Origin of the sequence: Actinoplanes sp. NPDC051411 (genome assembly GCF_040682075.1) — a bacterium.
GTDB lineage: Bacteria > Actinomycetota > Actinomycetes > Mycobacteriales > Micromonosporaceae > Actinoplanes.
The window spans coordinates 81328-95208 of record NZ_JBFBAD010000014.1 but is presented as its reverse complement, the minus strand read 5'-3'; the positions used below and the strand labels follow the sequence as shown (position 1 = coordinate 95208).

Here is a 13881-nt window from a genome sequence, read left to right as displayed (position 1 = left end):
ACCCTCTCGGGATCGATCCCCGTCCCCCTCTGGAGCTCGATCCCCATGAAGCGTCTCGTCGTGGTGAGCGCCCTCGCTCTCGTGAGCCTCACCGCCTGCACCTCGACTGACAAAGCAGATAAAACCGCCACCGACCCCAAGGTGGCCGACGCGGCTCTCAGCCAGGACACCAAGGCGATCTGTGACCAGGCCGACCGCACCGGCACGTCCTTCGGCAGCACGCTGACCGCCGATCTCAAGCTCCAGCTCGACGCTCGGAGCAAGGGCGCGGCGGCGACGGCCGAGGCGAAGCAGAAACTCACCCAGGACGTGTCCAACTACTCGTACGCGCTCGGCGACATGTCGAAGCTGGCCGGTGACGCGACGCTCAAAAGCACGCTGAAGCAGATGTCCGACCAGGTCACGGCGTTCTCGGGGGACGCCTCGAAGATCGACGCGAGCAAGCTGTCGGAGCTCTCGGATACGCTTGACAAGGCGTGCGGCAAGGGCTGAGGTCCCCGGTTTGGGTCTGACGCCACCGATGACGTAGGCTGTCTGACGGCGCATTTCCACTGCGTCTCGTGTTCTGACGCCCTCCCCACTGGGTTCACCCGGGGACACCGGGTCCACCCGGGGAGCTGGCAGGACCAAGCAACATCCGCCAGCAGCGGTCGTTCGCTGCGTAAGTCTCAGGGAGTCCGCGTCCGATGTACGCGATCGTCAAGACCGGCGGCAAGCAGTACAAGGTTGCCGAGGGCGACGTGATCGAGGTCGAGAAGCTCGCGGGTGTTCCCGGCGACGCGCTGACCCTCGCCGCTGTCCTCCTCGTCGACGGTGACAACCTGGTGACCGACGCGGCCAAGCTTGCCAACGTTACGGTGTCCGGCGAGATCGCCGAGCACACCAAGGGTCCGAAGATCCGGATCCACAAGTTCAAGAACAAGACCGGCTACCACAAGCGCCAGGGGCACCGTCAGCCGCTGACCCGCGTCAAGGTGACCGGCATCTCCAGCGGGAAGTAAGGGGCGGATCAGCCATGGCTCATAAAAAGGGTGCGTCCAGCTCGCGTAACGGCCGTGACTCCTCCGCTCAGCGGCTCGGGGTCAAGCGCTTCGGTGGCGAGCTCGTGAACGCCGGCGAGATCATCATTCGGCAGCGCGGCACCAAGTTCCACCCGGGCGAGCTCGTCGGCCGTGGTGGCGACGACACGCTGTTCGCGCTGGCCAAGGGCAACGTGCAGTTCGGCACCGTGCGGGGTCGCAAGGCCGTCAGCATCGTGCCGGTCGCGGAGTAAATACTTCTTCAACAGCGGGCCGCGGACCTGTCGGGTCCGTGGCCCGCTGTTTTGTTTTTCGTACAGAGGAGTTCGTTGTGACCACGTTCGTCGACCGGGTCATGCTGCACCTGCAGGCGGGTGACGGCGGGCACGGCTGCGTCTCGGTACGCCGCGAGAAGTTCAAGCCGCTCGGCGGTCCGGACGGCGGCAACGGCGGGCACGGCGGCGGCATCAGCCTGGTCGTCGACCCGCAACTGCACACGCTGCTCGACTTCCACTTCCACCCGCACGTCAAGGCGAGCAACGGCGGGGGCGGGGCGGGCGGCAACCGCGACGGCGCGAACGGCAAGGACCTGGTGGTCCGGGTGCCCGACGGCACGGTCGTGCAGACCGCGGACGGCGAGGTGCTGGCCGACATGGTCGGGGCCGGCACGACGTTCGAGGTGGCGCGCGGTGGCCGGGGTGGCCGGGGCAACGCCTCGCTGGCCAACACCCGCCGCAAGGTGCCGGGCTTCGCCGAGCTGGGCGAGCCGGGCGACGGGCTCGACGTGGTGCTCGAGCTCAAGAGCGTGGCCGACGTCGGCCTGGTCGGCTTCCCGTCGGCCGGCAAGTCGTCGCTGATCTCGGTGATGTCGGCCGCCAAGCCGAAGATCGCCGACTACCCGTTCACCACGCTGGTGCCCAACCTGGGCGTGGTGCAGGCGGGCGAGAAGACCTTCACCGTGGCCGACGTCCCCGGCCTGATCCCGGGCGCGGCCACCGGCAAGGGCCTGGGCATGCAGTTCCTGCGGCACATCGAGCGCACCGCGGTGCTGGTGCACGTGCTCGACGCGGCGACGCCCGAGATCGAACGTGACCCGCTGGCCGACCTGGATGCGATCGAGGCCGAGCTGTCGGCGTACGGGGGGCTGGAGGACCGGCCGCGGCTGGTCGTGCTCAACAAGATCGACATCCCGGACGGGCGCGACCTGGCCGAGATGGTCCGGCCCGACCTCGAGGCCCGTGGCCATCGGGTGTTCGAGGTCAGCGCGGTCACCCGTGAGGGCCTGCGCGAGCTGATCTTCGCGCTGGCCGAGACGGTCGAGGCGCACCGGCTGGCGACGCCGCCGCGCGAGGCCACCCGGGTCGTGGTGCGGCCGCGGGCGGTCGACGAGAGCGGCTTCACGGTCGAGCAGGACGCCGAGGGCGTCTTCGTGGTCCGTGGGGTGCAGGTCGAGCGCTGGGTGCGGCAGACCAACTTCGACAACGACGAGGCGGTCGGCTACCTGGGCGACCGGCTGGAGCGCCTCGGGGTCGAGGACGCGCTGATCAAAAAGGGCGCCGAGGCCGGCGACCCGGTACGCATCGGCACCCACGAGTTCGACTGGCAGCCCAACGCGGGCGAGTTCGTGTCGGGCCCGCGCGGCACCGACGCCCGCCTGGAGGAGCCGACCGGCCGGGCGTCCGCCGCCCAGCGCCTGGCCGCCCGCAAGGCGCGCCGGGTGCGATCGGACGACGAGCTGCTGCACATGGCGGCCGACGGCACGGTGACCAGCGTGGCCAACTCGCATCAGCCGGTCCTGGTGACCGACGAGGACGATGAGGACGACACCGGCGAATAGGGCATCGTCCAGCTGTCGGCAACCCGCCGGAAAGGGTCGTCACTTAGGGTTATCCGGGTGCTGATCGAATCCCGCTCCGCTTTCGACCCCGAGCTTGCCGCGCTGGTCACCGCCCAGCAGCGCGAGATACGGGAGCTCGGAGGTGTGCCGGTGCGCGCCGCGTTCACCCCGGACGACGACTCTGCGTATCTGGTGGCGGCGGTCAACGGGCGGGCGGTGGCCTGCGCGGGCTGGCGGCCACTCGGAGACGGGGTCGCCGAGCTGCGCCGGACGTACGTGCGACCGTCGTTCCGCGGCCGGGGCATCGGTCGCCAACTGGTCGTCTGGGTCGAGGAAGAAGCGCTCGCGGCCGGGTGCCCGGTCATCCGGCTCGACACCAACCCGCTGCTCGAGGCCGCGATCGGGCTCTACCTCAGCTCCGGCTACCGGCCGATCCCGGCGTACGGCGAGTACGCCGGGAACCCCGACCGCGTGTGCTTCGAGAAGAGGCTGGTCGCCCTAGTCCAGTAGGCCGAGGGCGGCACGCGTACGGCGTACGGTCTCGGAAGCGACCGGCCGCACCCGGGTCTTGCCCTCCGCCAACACCGAGCGTAGATAGGCGGGGTCGGCGGAGAGCGAAGCGTAACGCGCCCGGATCGGCGCGAGCAGCGCCTCGACCGCGTCTGTGACCTCCCGCTTGAGCTCGCCGTAGGAGGTGAACGCCCGTGGCGGCTCGCCGGTGCAGGCGGCGAGGATGCCGAGCAGGTTGCTGATGCCGGGCTGGTTCTCCGGATCGTCACGCACCTCGCCGACACCGTCGGTGACCGCCCGGGCGATCGTGCGCCGCACCACCTCGGGCGGGTCGAGCAGGCCGATGCGCCCGGCCGCCGACGGGCTGCTCTTGCTCATCTTGCGGGTCGGCTCGGCCAGGTCCATGACCCGCGCCGCCTTCTCGGGGCGCACTCCCGCGGGCACCGTGAAGGTTGTCCCGTAGCGCGCGTTGAACCTGGTCGCGATCGTGCGGGCGAGCTCGAGATGCTGATTTTGATCCTCGCCGACCGGCACGAAAGCGATGTCGTAGAGCAGGATGTCGGCCGCCATCAGCACCGGATAGGTCAGCAGGCTGAGGCGCACCGGGCTTTTTGGCCGCAACCCGAAAGGCTTCGAGAGGGCCTCGGCCGATTTCTCCTTGAACTGGATCATGCGGGCCACCTCGCCGTAGTTGGCGACGCATTCCAGCAGGTAGTGCAGCTCGGAGTGCTCGGGTACCTGCGAGTTGGCGATCAGGGCGGTGTGCTGAGGATCGACGCCGGCGGCGAGCAGGACGGCGGCCAGCTCGAGGCTGGCCGCCCGCACCTTGGCTGGATCATGCTCCATCGTGAGCGCGTGGAGGTCGGCGATCATGGCGATCGACGGGCCGGCGTACTGGCTCTCGACCAGCGGCCGGATGCCGCCGAGGAGGTTGCCCAGGTGGAGGCCTCCGGTCGGTTGAAGACCGGTCAGGCGGGTGGTCACCGTGGGTGCGGCGGTTGCGGTCATTTCGGTTCCTCTTTTCCGTACGCGGGTGGACCGTCGCCGGGAACCGAAAACGGCCGCCCGGAGGCGGCCGCAGATGGATGAGTGCGCGTGGGTGGGCCGCCCGTCAGGGCAGCCACCAGGACATGGTCGTCGTGCGCACGCGACCATGCTAGCGCGCGGCGGTGCAAGCTCACCAGGCAGAATGGGGCCCATGCCGAGCCTGACCCACACTGAGGCGCTTACCCGCGCCGCCGTTGTCGACGTTCATCACTACGAGGTCGCGCTCGACCTCACCGCCGAGGGCGATACCTTCCGCTCGCGTACGGTGCTGAGGTTCGGCGCGTCGGCCGATGCGGTGTTCCTCGACTTCGAGCCGGCGTCGGTCATCTCGGCGACGCTCAACGGTGCGGTCGTGGCCCCGGAGGCTCTGGCCGGTGAGCGGCTCTCGCTGACCGGCCTCGCCTCGCAGAACGAGCTCGTGGTCGAGGCGGACATGCGTTACTCGAACTCGGGGGAGGGGCTGCACCGCTACACCGATCCCGAGGACGGCAACGTCTACCTCTATCAGCACATGTTCATGGACGGGGCGCGGCGCATCTTTCCCTGCTTCGACCAGCCCGACCTCAAGGCGACCTTCCAGATCTCGGTGACCGCGCCGGCCTCGTGGCTGGTGGCCGGCAACGCCGCACTCGAAGAGCCGGTCACCGACGGGCACTGGCGGTTCGCGGCCACCAAGCCGATCTCGACCTATCTGGTCACGTTGATCGCCGGGCCGTACCACCGGGTGGACGACGAGCACGAGGGCATCCCGCTGGTGCTCTACACGCGGGCCGCGCTCGCCGCGCAGCTCGAGGCCCAGGCGCCGGAGATCTTCACGGTCACCCGGCAGTGCCTCGACCGCTACCACGAGATCTTCGACATCCCGTACCCGTTCGGGCACTACCAGCAGGCGTTCGTCCCCGAGTTCAACTTCGGCGCAATGGAGAACCCGGGCCTGGTGATCTTCCGGGACGACTTCATCTTCCGGTCCGCGGTCACCGAGGCGCAGCGCGAGAACCGGGCCAATGTGATCGCCCATGAGATGGCGCACATGTGGTTCGGCGACCTGGTCACCATGGCCTGGTGGGACGACCTGTGGCTGAACGAGTCGTTCGCCGAGTACATGGGCTCCCGGATCACCGCCGAGGCGACCGCGTTCACCAAGACCTGGACCACGTTCGCGATACACCGCAAGAGCTGGGGGCTGCGGGCCGACCAGCGCCCGTCCACCCACCCGGTCGCGCCGGCCGACGTCGCCGACACGCATCAGGCGCTGCTCAACTTCGACGGCATCTCGTACGCCAAAGGCGCCTCGGTCCTCCGGCAGCTGGTGGTCTGGATGGGCGACACCGACTTCCTCAAGGGGCTCAACGAGCATTTCGCGGCCCACGCGTTCGGCAACGCGACGCTGGCCGACCTGCTGCAGTCGCTCTCCCATGCCGGCGGGCGCGACCTGGCCGCCTGGGCCGAGCAGTGGCTGCGCCGGGCCCAGGTCAACACGCTCCGGGTCGAGGTCTCCCGCGACGGCTCCGACTATGCCGAGGTGGCGATCGTGCAGACCGCCCCCGCCGACTACCCGACGCTGCGCCCGCACCGGGTCGGCCTGGGACTCTTCGACCGCGCCGCGGACGGCACGGTCGTGCGGCGGGAGCGGATCGAGGTCGAGATCGACGGTGCGCGCACCGTCGTTCCCGCGCTTGCGGGCGTACGCGTATCCGACCTCCTCCTTCTCAACGACGGCGACCTCACGTACGCGAAGATCCGCCTGGACCCGGAGTCGACCGCGGCGATCCCGGCCGTCCTGCCGCTGATCGACGACTCCCTGGCCCGCGCCGTGATCTGGGCGTCCGTGCTCGACGCGGTGGTCGACGGCGAGCGCCCGGTCGCCGACCTGGTCGCCCTGGTGCTGGCCGGGCTGCCGGTCGAGTCCGAGGTCGTGGTCGTCGAGGACGTCCTGCGCCTGTCCCGCGGCCTGGTCGACCGTTACGCCACCCCGGCCACGCGGCCGGCCGCCCTGGAGATGATCGAGCGGGCGGCCGACCGGCTGCTCGCCGCGGCGACTCCCGGCGGATCCCTCCAGCTGGCCGCGGTCCGCGGGCTGATCGGCTCGACCGTCGACACCGCCCGGCTCGAGGGCTGGCTGGCCGGCGAGGGCATGCCCGAGGGGCTGACCGTGGACGCCGACATGCGGTGGCTGATCCTCTACCGGTTGAGCGTGCTCGGGGTGGCCGGGGAGGCCGAGATCGGCGCCGAATACGACCGCGACCGCAGCTCGAGCGGCGAGCAGTGGGCCGCCCGGTGCCGGGCCGCGCGACCGGACGCCGGGGCCAAGGAGGCGGCCTGGTCGGCGGTGGTCCGGGACCGGTCGCTGTCCAACCGGCTGGCCGAGCTCACGGCGTCCGCGTTCTGGCAGCCGGAGCAGGTCGAGCTGCTCACCCCGTACGTGGAGCGCTATTTCGCCGACATGCCCGAGATGATGCGGGTGCGCAGCGGGATGAGCGCGGAGAAGACGGCCATCGCGGCGTACCCGAGTGTGATGGTGGCCCCGGAGACCCGGCGGCGGGCCGCCGAGCTGCTGGCCCGGGAAGACCTCGACCCGATCCTGCGCCGCGTCGTCATCGACGCCGACGATGACCTGCGACGGGCGCTCGCTGCGCGTTTTTAGCGTTTAGCGATGCTTTGAGCGGATACCCTCAGGCCGGGGGTGACTCGTGGAGTGGTCGGAGGAACTGTCCGGCGGCCTGCTCCTGGCCGCCCCGGACGCGATCCTGGTGCTGGACGACGGCGTGATCGTGCACGCCAACGACCGGGCCGAGGAGCTGTTCGGCTATCGACGGGCCGAACTCCTCGGCCGGCCCGTCGAGATGGTGCTCACCAACGCGTCGCGCGCGATCTACGACGCCCGGGCCCGGCAGGTCCAGGAACGGGGGCCCGGGCCGATCGGCGCGATCACCACCTCGGTACGCCGCAAGGACGGCGCCGAGGTGCCGGTCGAGGCGACGTCGGCCGTCGTCGACACCGCGCAGGGCCGGCTGGCCATCTCGGTGGTCCGTGACCTCACCGAGCGGGTCCACGCCGAGCAGGAGAAGGCCCGGCTGCGCGCGGAGACCCAGGTGCACCGCAACCAGCGGCTGGAGAGCCTCGGGCAGCTGGCCGGCGGCATCGCGCACGACTTCAACAACATGCTCGGTGTGATCGTCAACTACGCGAGCTTCGTGATCGAGGAGGCCGAGTCGGAGTCCCCGGACGTGAAGATGATCGCGGCCGACGCGCGCCAGGTCATCCGGGCCGGCGAGCGCGGAACCGACCTCACCCACCAGCTGCTGGCGTTCGCGCGGCGCGAGGTCGTGCGGCCGCAGGTGCTCGACCTGAACGCGGTGATCGGCGAGGTCGAGGAGATGCTGCGGCGCTCGATCGGCGAGCACATCACGTTGATCGTGCGGCCGGGGATCACGCTACCGCCGGTCAGGTGTGACCCGGGGCAGATCGAGCAGTTGCTGGTCAACCTGGCCTTGAACGCGCGGGACGCGATGCCGTCGGGCGGCAACCTGGTGATCGACACCGAGGCGCACGACGATCAGGTGCGGATGCGGGTGTCGGACTCGGGGCGGGGAATGGCTCCCGACGTGGTCGAGCACGCCTTCGAGCCGTTCTTCACGACCAAGGCCAACGGCGAGGGGACCGGGCTCGGGCTGGCCACGGTCTATGGCATCGTCACCCAGGCCGGGGGTGAGGTGAGCATCGCCTCGTCGCCCGGTCTGGGCACCACGGTGACCGTTCTGCTCCCCGCGGCGGCCGCCTCCCCCGACGCGCCGGCCGTTCCGCTGGAGTCGGTGCCGGTGGGCGGGAGCGGGGAGACCCTGCTGGTCGTCGAGGACGAGGCGGCGCTGCGGGACGTGGCCGGGCGGATCCTGTCCGGGGCCGGTTACCGGGTGCTGGCGGCCGAATGCGGGCCCGAGGCGCTGGAGTTGGCGGCGGCGCACGAGGGCGCGATCGATCTGCTGGTCAGCGACGTGGTCATGCCCGGGATGCTGGGGAAGGACCTGGCCGAGCGGCTGTGCATCGCGCGACCCGAGACCCGCGTTCTGTATATGTCCGGGTATGCCCAGCCGGTCCTGCATACTCACGGCACTCTCGACCCCGGCGTGGCGCTGCTGGAGAAGCCGTTCACGGCGAATGACCTGCTCACGGCCGTACGCAAGCGCCTCGATGGTTGATCCCCCTCCGGCCCGGCCCTTGATCGGGAAAAGATCTATATTGAATCGATGTCCGACCGGCGCATAGGGATCATGGGCGGCACGTTCGACCCGATCCACCACGGGCACCTCGTCGCGGCCAGCGAGGTGCAGGCGCGGTTCGACCTCGACGAGGTGGTCTTCGTCCCGACCGGCCAGCCCTACGAGAAGGGCAGGGTCACCCCGGCCGAGGACCGTTACCTGATGACGGTGATCGCGACCGCCTCCAACCCGCGCTTCCACGTCAGCCGGGCCGACATCGACCGGGACGGCCCGACGTACACCGTCGACACGCTGCGCGACATGTCCGCGATCTACGGCAGCGGCACCGAGCTGTTCTTCATCACCGGGGCGGACGCGCTGGGCCGCATCCTCTCGTGGAAGGACGCGCTGGCCATGCTCGAGCTGGCGCACTTCGTCGGGGTCACCCGGCCCGGCTTCGAACTCTCCGGCGATCACCTGCCGCCCGACCGGGTCACCCTGGTCGAGGTGCCGGCCATGGCCATCTCGTCGACCGCCTGCCGCGACCGGGTGGCCGGCGGCAAGCCGGTGTGGTACCTGGTGCCGGACGGGGTCGTCCAATACATCAACAAGAGGGGCCTGTATCGGGGTTCCGGAAATGTCATAGCGGTGTGAGACCCTTGAAGGCAAGTGAGAAGCCGACCGAGGGGATCCTCTTGCCCGTCACTGAACGCGCTCTTGAACTGGCGATGACGGCCGCCCAGGCCGCCGCCGACAAAAAGGCGCAGGACATCGTCGTCATCGACGTCGCCGAGCAGCTCTACATCACCGACGCCTTCGTGATCGCCTCGGCCTCCAACGAGCGTCAGGTACTCGCCATCGTCGACGCGATCGAGGAGGCCCTGCTCAACCTCCCGGAGAAGGCGAAACCGGTCCGGCGTGAGGGCGAGCGAGCCGGCCGCTGGGTGCTGCTCGACTACGTCGACATCGTGGTGCACGTCCAGCACGCCGAGGAGCGCGAGTTCTACGCCCTCGACAAGCTCTGGAAAGACTGCCCCAGCATCCCGTTCGTCGACCGCGACATGGTCGACGCCGACTCGTCCTCGGGCGCCGCGTGACCCGACTGATCGTCTGGCGTCACGGCAACACCGACTGGAATGCGAACGAGCGCGTCCAGGGCCAGTCCGACACCCCGCTCAACGAGCTCGGGCGCCGGCAGGCGGCCGCCGCGGCCCAGTTGCTGCTCGCCATGCGACCCGACGCGATCGTCGCCAGCGACCTGCTCCGGGCCTCCGACACCGCGTCCGCCCTGTCCGCGGTCAGCGGCCTGCCGGTGAGCTACGACAAGCGGCTCCGGGAGCGGTTCTTCGGCGCCTGGCAGGGGCTGTTCATGACCGAGGTCATCGAGCGGTTCCCCGAGCAGCACGCCCGCTGGACGTCCGGCCAGGAGATCGGGGGCGACGTCGAGAGCCTCGACGAGCTGGGCGCCCGGGTCTCGGCGGCCCTGCTTGCCGCCGCCTCGCTGGGCGACACCGTGGTGGTCGCCACCCATGGTGCCGCGGCCCGCCAGGGGGTGGGAGAGATACTGGGGTGGCCGCTGTCGGTGCTGCGCACCCTGCGACCCCTGGAAAACTGCCACTGGATCGAGCTGATCCTCGACCAGCGGCGGGGATGGCAGATGGCCGGGTTCAACGTCGGGGAACCCGGGATTCTCCGATAGCGTCCTAGGCATCATGCGTGTTCGTCTTGTCGCCGCTCTGTCTCTGGTGCTGCTCGCGGGGTGTGCGTCCACCTCCCCGTCGTCGGCGCCGTCTTCTTCATCTCCGCCGTCGTCGCCTTCGTCCTCGCCTTCGTCCTCGCCTTCGTCCGAGGTCATCTCGGGAACCGTGACGGCCGGGGTCGAGCCGCACTGCCTGGTCCTGCGTGATGCCGCCGGCTCGCACTCGCTGTACTTCCACGACGAGTCGCTTCGCCCGCTGGCTCCCGCCGGCGCGAAGGTCACGCTCGTCGGCCACCCCTCGCCAGGGATGATGACGACCTGCCAGCAGGGCGAGCCGTTCATCGTGACGGAGGTCCGGAAGAACTGATCCCGGGCCGGATGAGCTACCGTGCCCGCATGCCCGTCGCGGTCGTCACCGACTCCACCGCGTACCTGCCGGCCGAACTCAGCGGCACGTATGACCTGACCGTCGTGCCCCTCACCGTCGTCATCAACGGGTCGTCCGGGCTCGAAGGGCTCGAGATCTCGCCGGCCGAGGTGGCGCGGGCACTCAACGCGCGCCGGTCCGCGGTCAGCACGTCCCGGCCGGCCCCGTCCCAGTTCGCGACGGCCTACCGGGAACTCCTGGACGCCGGGGCCACCGGGGTGGTTTCGGTCCATCTGTCGGCCAAACTCTCCGGGACCTACGAGGCGGCTTGCCTGGCCGCGGCCGAGGTCGGCGACCAGGTCACGGTGGTCGACAGCGGAACCACGGCGATGGGACTGGGCTTCGCGGCCCTCGCGGCGGCCACGGCCGCCTCGGCCGGTCAAGACCTTTTGGAGGTACGCGACGCCGCGCGCTCCCACGCGGCGCTGGTGAGCACGCTGTTCTACGTCGACACGCTGGAGTTCCTGCGCCGCGGGGGCCGCATCGGGGCGGCGTCGGCGCTGCTTGGGACCGCGCTGTCGGTGAAGCCGATCCTGCACGTCGTCGACGGGGCGATCGTGGTGCGCGACAAGGTGCGCACGGCGGGGCGGGCCCTGGCGAAACTGGTCGACCTGGCGGTCGAGGCGTCGGGTGAGGGAGAAGTGGACATCGCGGTCCATCATCTGGAGGCCGCGGATCGTGCGACGGCGCTGGCTGACGCGCTGGTGGTGCGGCTGGGCGACCGCCTGCGGGATTGCTACATCACCGAGGTGGGGGCCGTCGTGGCCGCCCACGTCGGGCCCGGAGTCGCCGGGGTCGTGGTGCACCGCCGGCCCTGAGCTGCGCCGGCCCTGAGCTGCGCCGGCCCTGAGCTGCGCCGGCCCTGAGCTGCGCCGGACAGTGGGGTGGCCGGCCGGCGCGGAGGGTTACGGCGGCCAGTGGGTGGCTTGCCAGCGCGGAGGATCCAGGTCGGGGGCGCGGGTGAGGCGCGGGGCCAGGGACCGCCACGGGTGGACGACCGCGCCGGCCAGAACCTCGTCGGCGGTCGGGAGCAGGATGGGCTCGTTCTCGGCCCACACGGCCTGGGTGCGCCAGCCCGTGGAAACGTCGCCGGTCAGCTGCAGGGCGGCGGCGCCGGGGGTGTGGGCGGCCTGGACGGCGTACTCGTGAAGCGCGAGCACCCGCTCGGCCCGCCCGACCGTCTGATGGAGCGGGTGGCCCGAAGGGGCCCGGTAAGGCTGCGGGCAGCCGTTCTCGTCGCTGACGTAGGCCATCGGGGTGATCGGCCGTGACGACGCGGCGAAAATCTGCTCGGCGCGGGCGAACAGCCCCGGAAGGTGGTCGCTGCCGTCGGCGGTGACCAGAACGGTGCCGCGCTCGGGGGCGAAGGCGACCGGAACGCCACCGACCTGGTCGGCCAGGCGCTCGAGCCAATGCGGAAGAAGCAGGTGCGAAGTCCAGTAGGCGTCGCCGTCATCGACGAACTGGACGATCGTCGGCTCGGTGGCCCGGCCCTGGAGGACGGCGCCGGTGAGATTGGCCCGGGCGGCCTCGAACGCCTGGTCGGCGGTCACGTTCCAGGCCGCCAGCTGAGCCGCCGAGACGTAGGTCATCGTGTCGGGCTGGTCCACCACCACGAACTCGGAGAGGAACGGCAGGACCGGGCGGCGCAGGGGGTCGCCGGGGGTCGTGCCCCGCAGGACCGGGCGGAGCAGGGGCTTGGCCGCGGACCACGATTGGGGGAGCCCGGGATTCAGGAGGAGGCCGGCCACGTACTCGTCGACCCGGCGCCGACCCGGTGTGACCAGCAGCGGCGCCAACTCGATGAGGGTGGGGACGTCGTCGCCCGGCGCGGTGAAGCGGACCTGGAAGGCGCGCGTGTCGTAGCGGGCGTCGGCCAGGCCGGCCCGGCGCAGTCGCTTGAGGACCCGGCCGGCCAGCCGGGCCCGGCGCAGCCTTCGGAGCAGGCCCACCCCGGCCTCCTATCGGGTACGGCGTCCACGGATCACTCGGGCTTCGAGATCATCGTCGTAGATCGAGTCGGCGTCCAGACCCGCGCGGTGAACCGCTTCAGTCGCCGGCCCGAGCTGGGCCTCGGTGATCTCGGAGAGCAGGACGCCACCGGGTGTCAGCCATTGGGGGGCCGCGGCGGTGATCCGGCGGAAGACGTCGAGGCCGTCGGGGCCGCCGTCGAGGGCGGTCCGGGGTTCGTGGTCGCGGGCCTCGGCGGGGAGCAGGGGGATGTGGTCGGTGGCGACGTAGGGGACGTTGGCGATCAGGACGTCAATCCGGCCCCGGAGAACGTCGGGGAGGGCGTCGAAGAGGTCGCCCTGGTAGACCGGGGTGGTGAGGTTGTCGCGGGCGGTGGCCACGGCGGTGGGATCTACGTCGGCGCTGTGAAGAGTGATGGCTTTTTGCTGGTTTTGGTGGAGTACCGCCAGGCCCAGGGCGCCGGAGCCGCAGCAGAGGTCGACGACGGTGGTTTCCTCAGCCGTCTCGTCGGCGGCTATCCGCACCAGGAGTTCGCTGCGGACGCGAGGGACGAAGACGCCGGGGCGGAGCCGGACGCGGACGCCACAGAAATCGGCGTAACCGGCGACCTGCTCCAGGGGTTCGCCGGTGGCGCGGCGTTCGACCAGGGCGGCCAGGGTCTCGTCGTTGCCGCCGGCGGCCTCGACCAGGACGGCCGCCTCCTCCTCGGCGAAGACGCAGCCGGACTCGCGGAGACGAGCGATCGCTTGAGCATGTGTCACGGGGTCGTCTTTTAGCACAGATCGCTCGGGGCCGTCGCGTTATCCACAGGGCGAATCGGCTGTCCACAGGGGCGGAACGATCACCGGGCGAAATCCGTACGGTCGGCAGGCGTGCGAGAGCCGAAGGATGCGGACGACGTGGTGGCCGAGCGTTTGAGAGCTGTGCTGGCGAAGGTGCCGGCCGCTGTTCCCGCGCCCAAGCCGGAGCCCCTTGCGGACCTGGCCCGGGTGGGGGAGCCGCTGCGGTGGTCCGACATCATTCCGGGTTGGTCCGAGGACGCCGATGCCGACGCGGGCCGGCCGCCGGCGGCGGCTTCTTCCGGTACGCGATGGCCGGCGGAGGGGTTTCCGCCGGGGTCGGCCTGGGGCTCGTTGCCGGGGACGGGTTCTGCTGCGCCGGGTTCTGCCGCGCCG

At 70.6% G+C, this 13881-nt stretch carries 15 protein-coding genes; 12 read left to right on the top strand and 3 right to left on the bottom strand.

The features are described from left to right. Positions 1–45 precede the first annotated feature (45 nt). From AB0M88_RS10760 to AB0M88_RS10740, 5 genes are all read left to right on the top strand, one after another. Positions 46–492, top strand: coding sequence for a hypothetical protein (locus AB0M88_RS10760; RefSeq protein ID WP_364098685.1), 447 nt, complete (start codon positions 46–48; stop codon positions 490–492). Between the two features lie 194 nt (positions 493–686). Next, positions 687–1001, top strand: a complete 315-nt coding sequence (gene rplU, locus AB0M88_RS10755) for a 50S ribosomal protein L21 (RefSeq protein ID WP_169180867.1) — start codon at positions 687–689, stop codon at positions 999–1001. A gap of 14 nt (positions 1002–1015) precedes the next feature. Further along, entirely contained in the window at positions 1016–1273 is a 258-nt protein-coding gene (gene rpmA / locus AB0M88_RS10750) for a 50S ribosomal protein L27 (protein ID WP_364098681.1), read from the top strand. 77 nt (positions 1274–1350) lie between these two features. Beyond that, a complete protein-coding gene (gene obgE, locus AB0M88_RS10745) occupies positions 1351–2856 on the top strand; it encodes a GTPase ObgE (protein ID WP_364098678.1) in 1506 nt (501 codons plus the stop codon). A 57-nt stretch (positions 2857–2913) separates the two neighbouring features. Further along, positions 2914–3366 carry a GNAT family N-acetyltransferase gene (locus AB0M88_RS10740; protein ID WP_364098675.1) on the top strand — a complete coding sequence of 151 codons (453 nt, stop codon included), beginning with the start codon at positions 2914–2916 and terminating at the stop codon, positions 3364–3366. On the opposite strand, the gene trpS is transcribed toward AB0M88_RS10740, so the two are convergent. Continuing rightward, entirely contained in the window at positions 3355–4374 is a 1020-nt protein-coding gene (gene trpS / locus AB0M88_RS10735; RefSeq protein ID WP_364098672.1) for a tryptophan--tRNA ligase, read from the bottom strand. The genes AB0M88_RS10740 and trpS overlap by 12 nt on opposite strands. A gap of 190 nt (positions 4375–4564) precedes the next feature. Here trpS and pepN point away from each other — a divergent pair, with 190 nt between their 5' ends. Genes pepN through AB0M88_RS10700 form a run of 7 tightly spaced genes read left to right on the top strand, consistent with a single transcriptional unit; the run spans position 4565 to position 11553 of the window. Further along, positions 4565–7057 carry an aminopeptidase N gene (gene pepN, locus AB0M88_RS10730; RefSeq protein WP_364098669.1) on the top strand — a complete coding sequence of 831 codons (2493 nt, stop codon included), beginning with the start codon at positions 4565–4567 and terminating at the stop codon, positions 7055–7057. A gap of 46 nt (positions 7058–7103) precedes the next feature. Beyond that, positions 7104–8609, top strand: a complete 1506-nt coding sequence (locus AB0M88_RS10725; protein WP_364098666.1) for an ATP-binding protein — start codon at positions 7104–7106, stop codon at positions 8607–8609. Between the two features lie 48 nt (positions 8610–8657). Then, positions 8658–9263, top strand: coding sequence for a nicotinate-nucleotide adenylyltransferase (gene nadD, locus AB0M88_RS10720; protein WP_364098663.1), 606 nt, complete (start codon positions 8658–8660; stop codon positions 9261–9263). A gap of 41 nt (positions 9264–9304) precedes the next feature. Further along, positions 9305–9706: a ribosome silencing factor gene (rsfS, locus tag AB0M88_RS10715; protein ID WP_364098660.1), complete on the top strand. Its 402-nt coding sequence runs from the start codon at positions 9305–9307 to the stop codon at positions 9704–9706. Then, on the top strand, positions 9703–10308 hold the full coding sequence (locus AB0M88_RS10710; protein WP_364098657.1) for a histidine phosphatase family protein: 606 nt from the start codon (positions 9703–9705) through the stop codon (positions 10306–10308). Before rsfS ends, AB0M88_RS10710 begins: the two co-directional genes overlap by 4 nt. A gap of 13 nt (positions 10309–10321) precedes the next feature. Then, positions 10322–10675 carry a hypothetical protein gene (locus AB0M88_RS10705; protein ID WP_364098654.1) on the top strand — a complete coding sequence of 118 codons (354 nt, stop codon included), beginning with the start codon at positions 10322–10324 and terminating at the stop codon, positions 10673–10675. Positions 10676–10704: 29 nt separating this feature from the next. Then, a complete protein-coding gene (locus AB0M88_RS10700; protein ID WP_364098652.1) occupies positions 10705–11553 on the top strand; it encodes a DegV family protein in 849 nt (282 codons plus the stop codon). Between the two features lie 87 nt (positions 11554–11640). Here AB0M88_RS10700 and AB0M88_RS10695 read toward each other — a convergent pair whose 3' ends face one another. After that, positions 11641–12687, bottom strand: coding sequence for a hypothetical protein (locus AB0M88_RS10695; protein ID WP_364098649.1), 1047 nt, complete (start codon positions 12685–12687; stop codon positions 11641–11643). A gap of 9 nt (positions 12688–12696) precedes the next feature. After that, positions 12697–13467, bottom strand: coding sequence for a putative protein N(5)-glutamine methyltransferase (locus AB0M88_RS10690; protein ID WP_364098646.1), 771 nt, complete (start codon positions 13465–13467; stop codon positions 12697–12699). Between the last annotated feature and the right edge of the window lie 414 nt (positions 13468–13881).

Excerpts from the sequence above, each read along its gene's own strand:
- trpS (WP_364098672.1), bottom strand. The coding sequence starts at position 4,374 with ATGACCGCAACCGCCGCACCCACGGTGACCACCCGCCTGACCGGTCTT.
- AB0M88_RS10760 (WP_364098685.1), top strand. The coding sequence starts at position 46 with ATGAAGCGTCTCGTCGTGGTGAGCGCCCTCGCTCTCGTGAGCCTCACC.
- nadD (WP_364098663.1), top strand. The coding sequence starts at position 8,658 with ATGTCCGACCGGCGCATAGGGATCATGGGCGGCACGTTCGACCCGATC.
- rplU (WP_169180867.1), top strand. The coding sequence starts at position 687 with ATGTACGCGATCGTCAAGACCGGCGGCAAGCAGTACAAGGTTGCCGAG.
- AB0M88_RS10705 (WP_364098654.1), top strand. The coding sequence starts at position 10,322 with ATGCGTGTTCGTCTTGTCGCCGCTCTGTCTCTGGTGCTGCTCGCGGGG.
- AB0M88_RS10700 (WP_364098652.1), top strand. The coding sequence starts at position 10,705 with ATGCCCGTCGCGGTCGTCACCGACTCCACCGCGTACCTGCCGGCCGAA.
- pepN (WP_364098669.1), top strand. The coding sequence starts at position 4,565 with ATGCCGAGCCTGACCCACACTGAGGCGCTTACCCGCGCCGCCGTTGTC.
- rpmA (WP_364098681.1), top strand. The coding sequence starts at position 1,016 with ATGGCTCATAAAAAGGGTGCGTCCAGCTCGCGTAACGGCCGTGACTCC.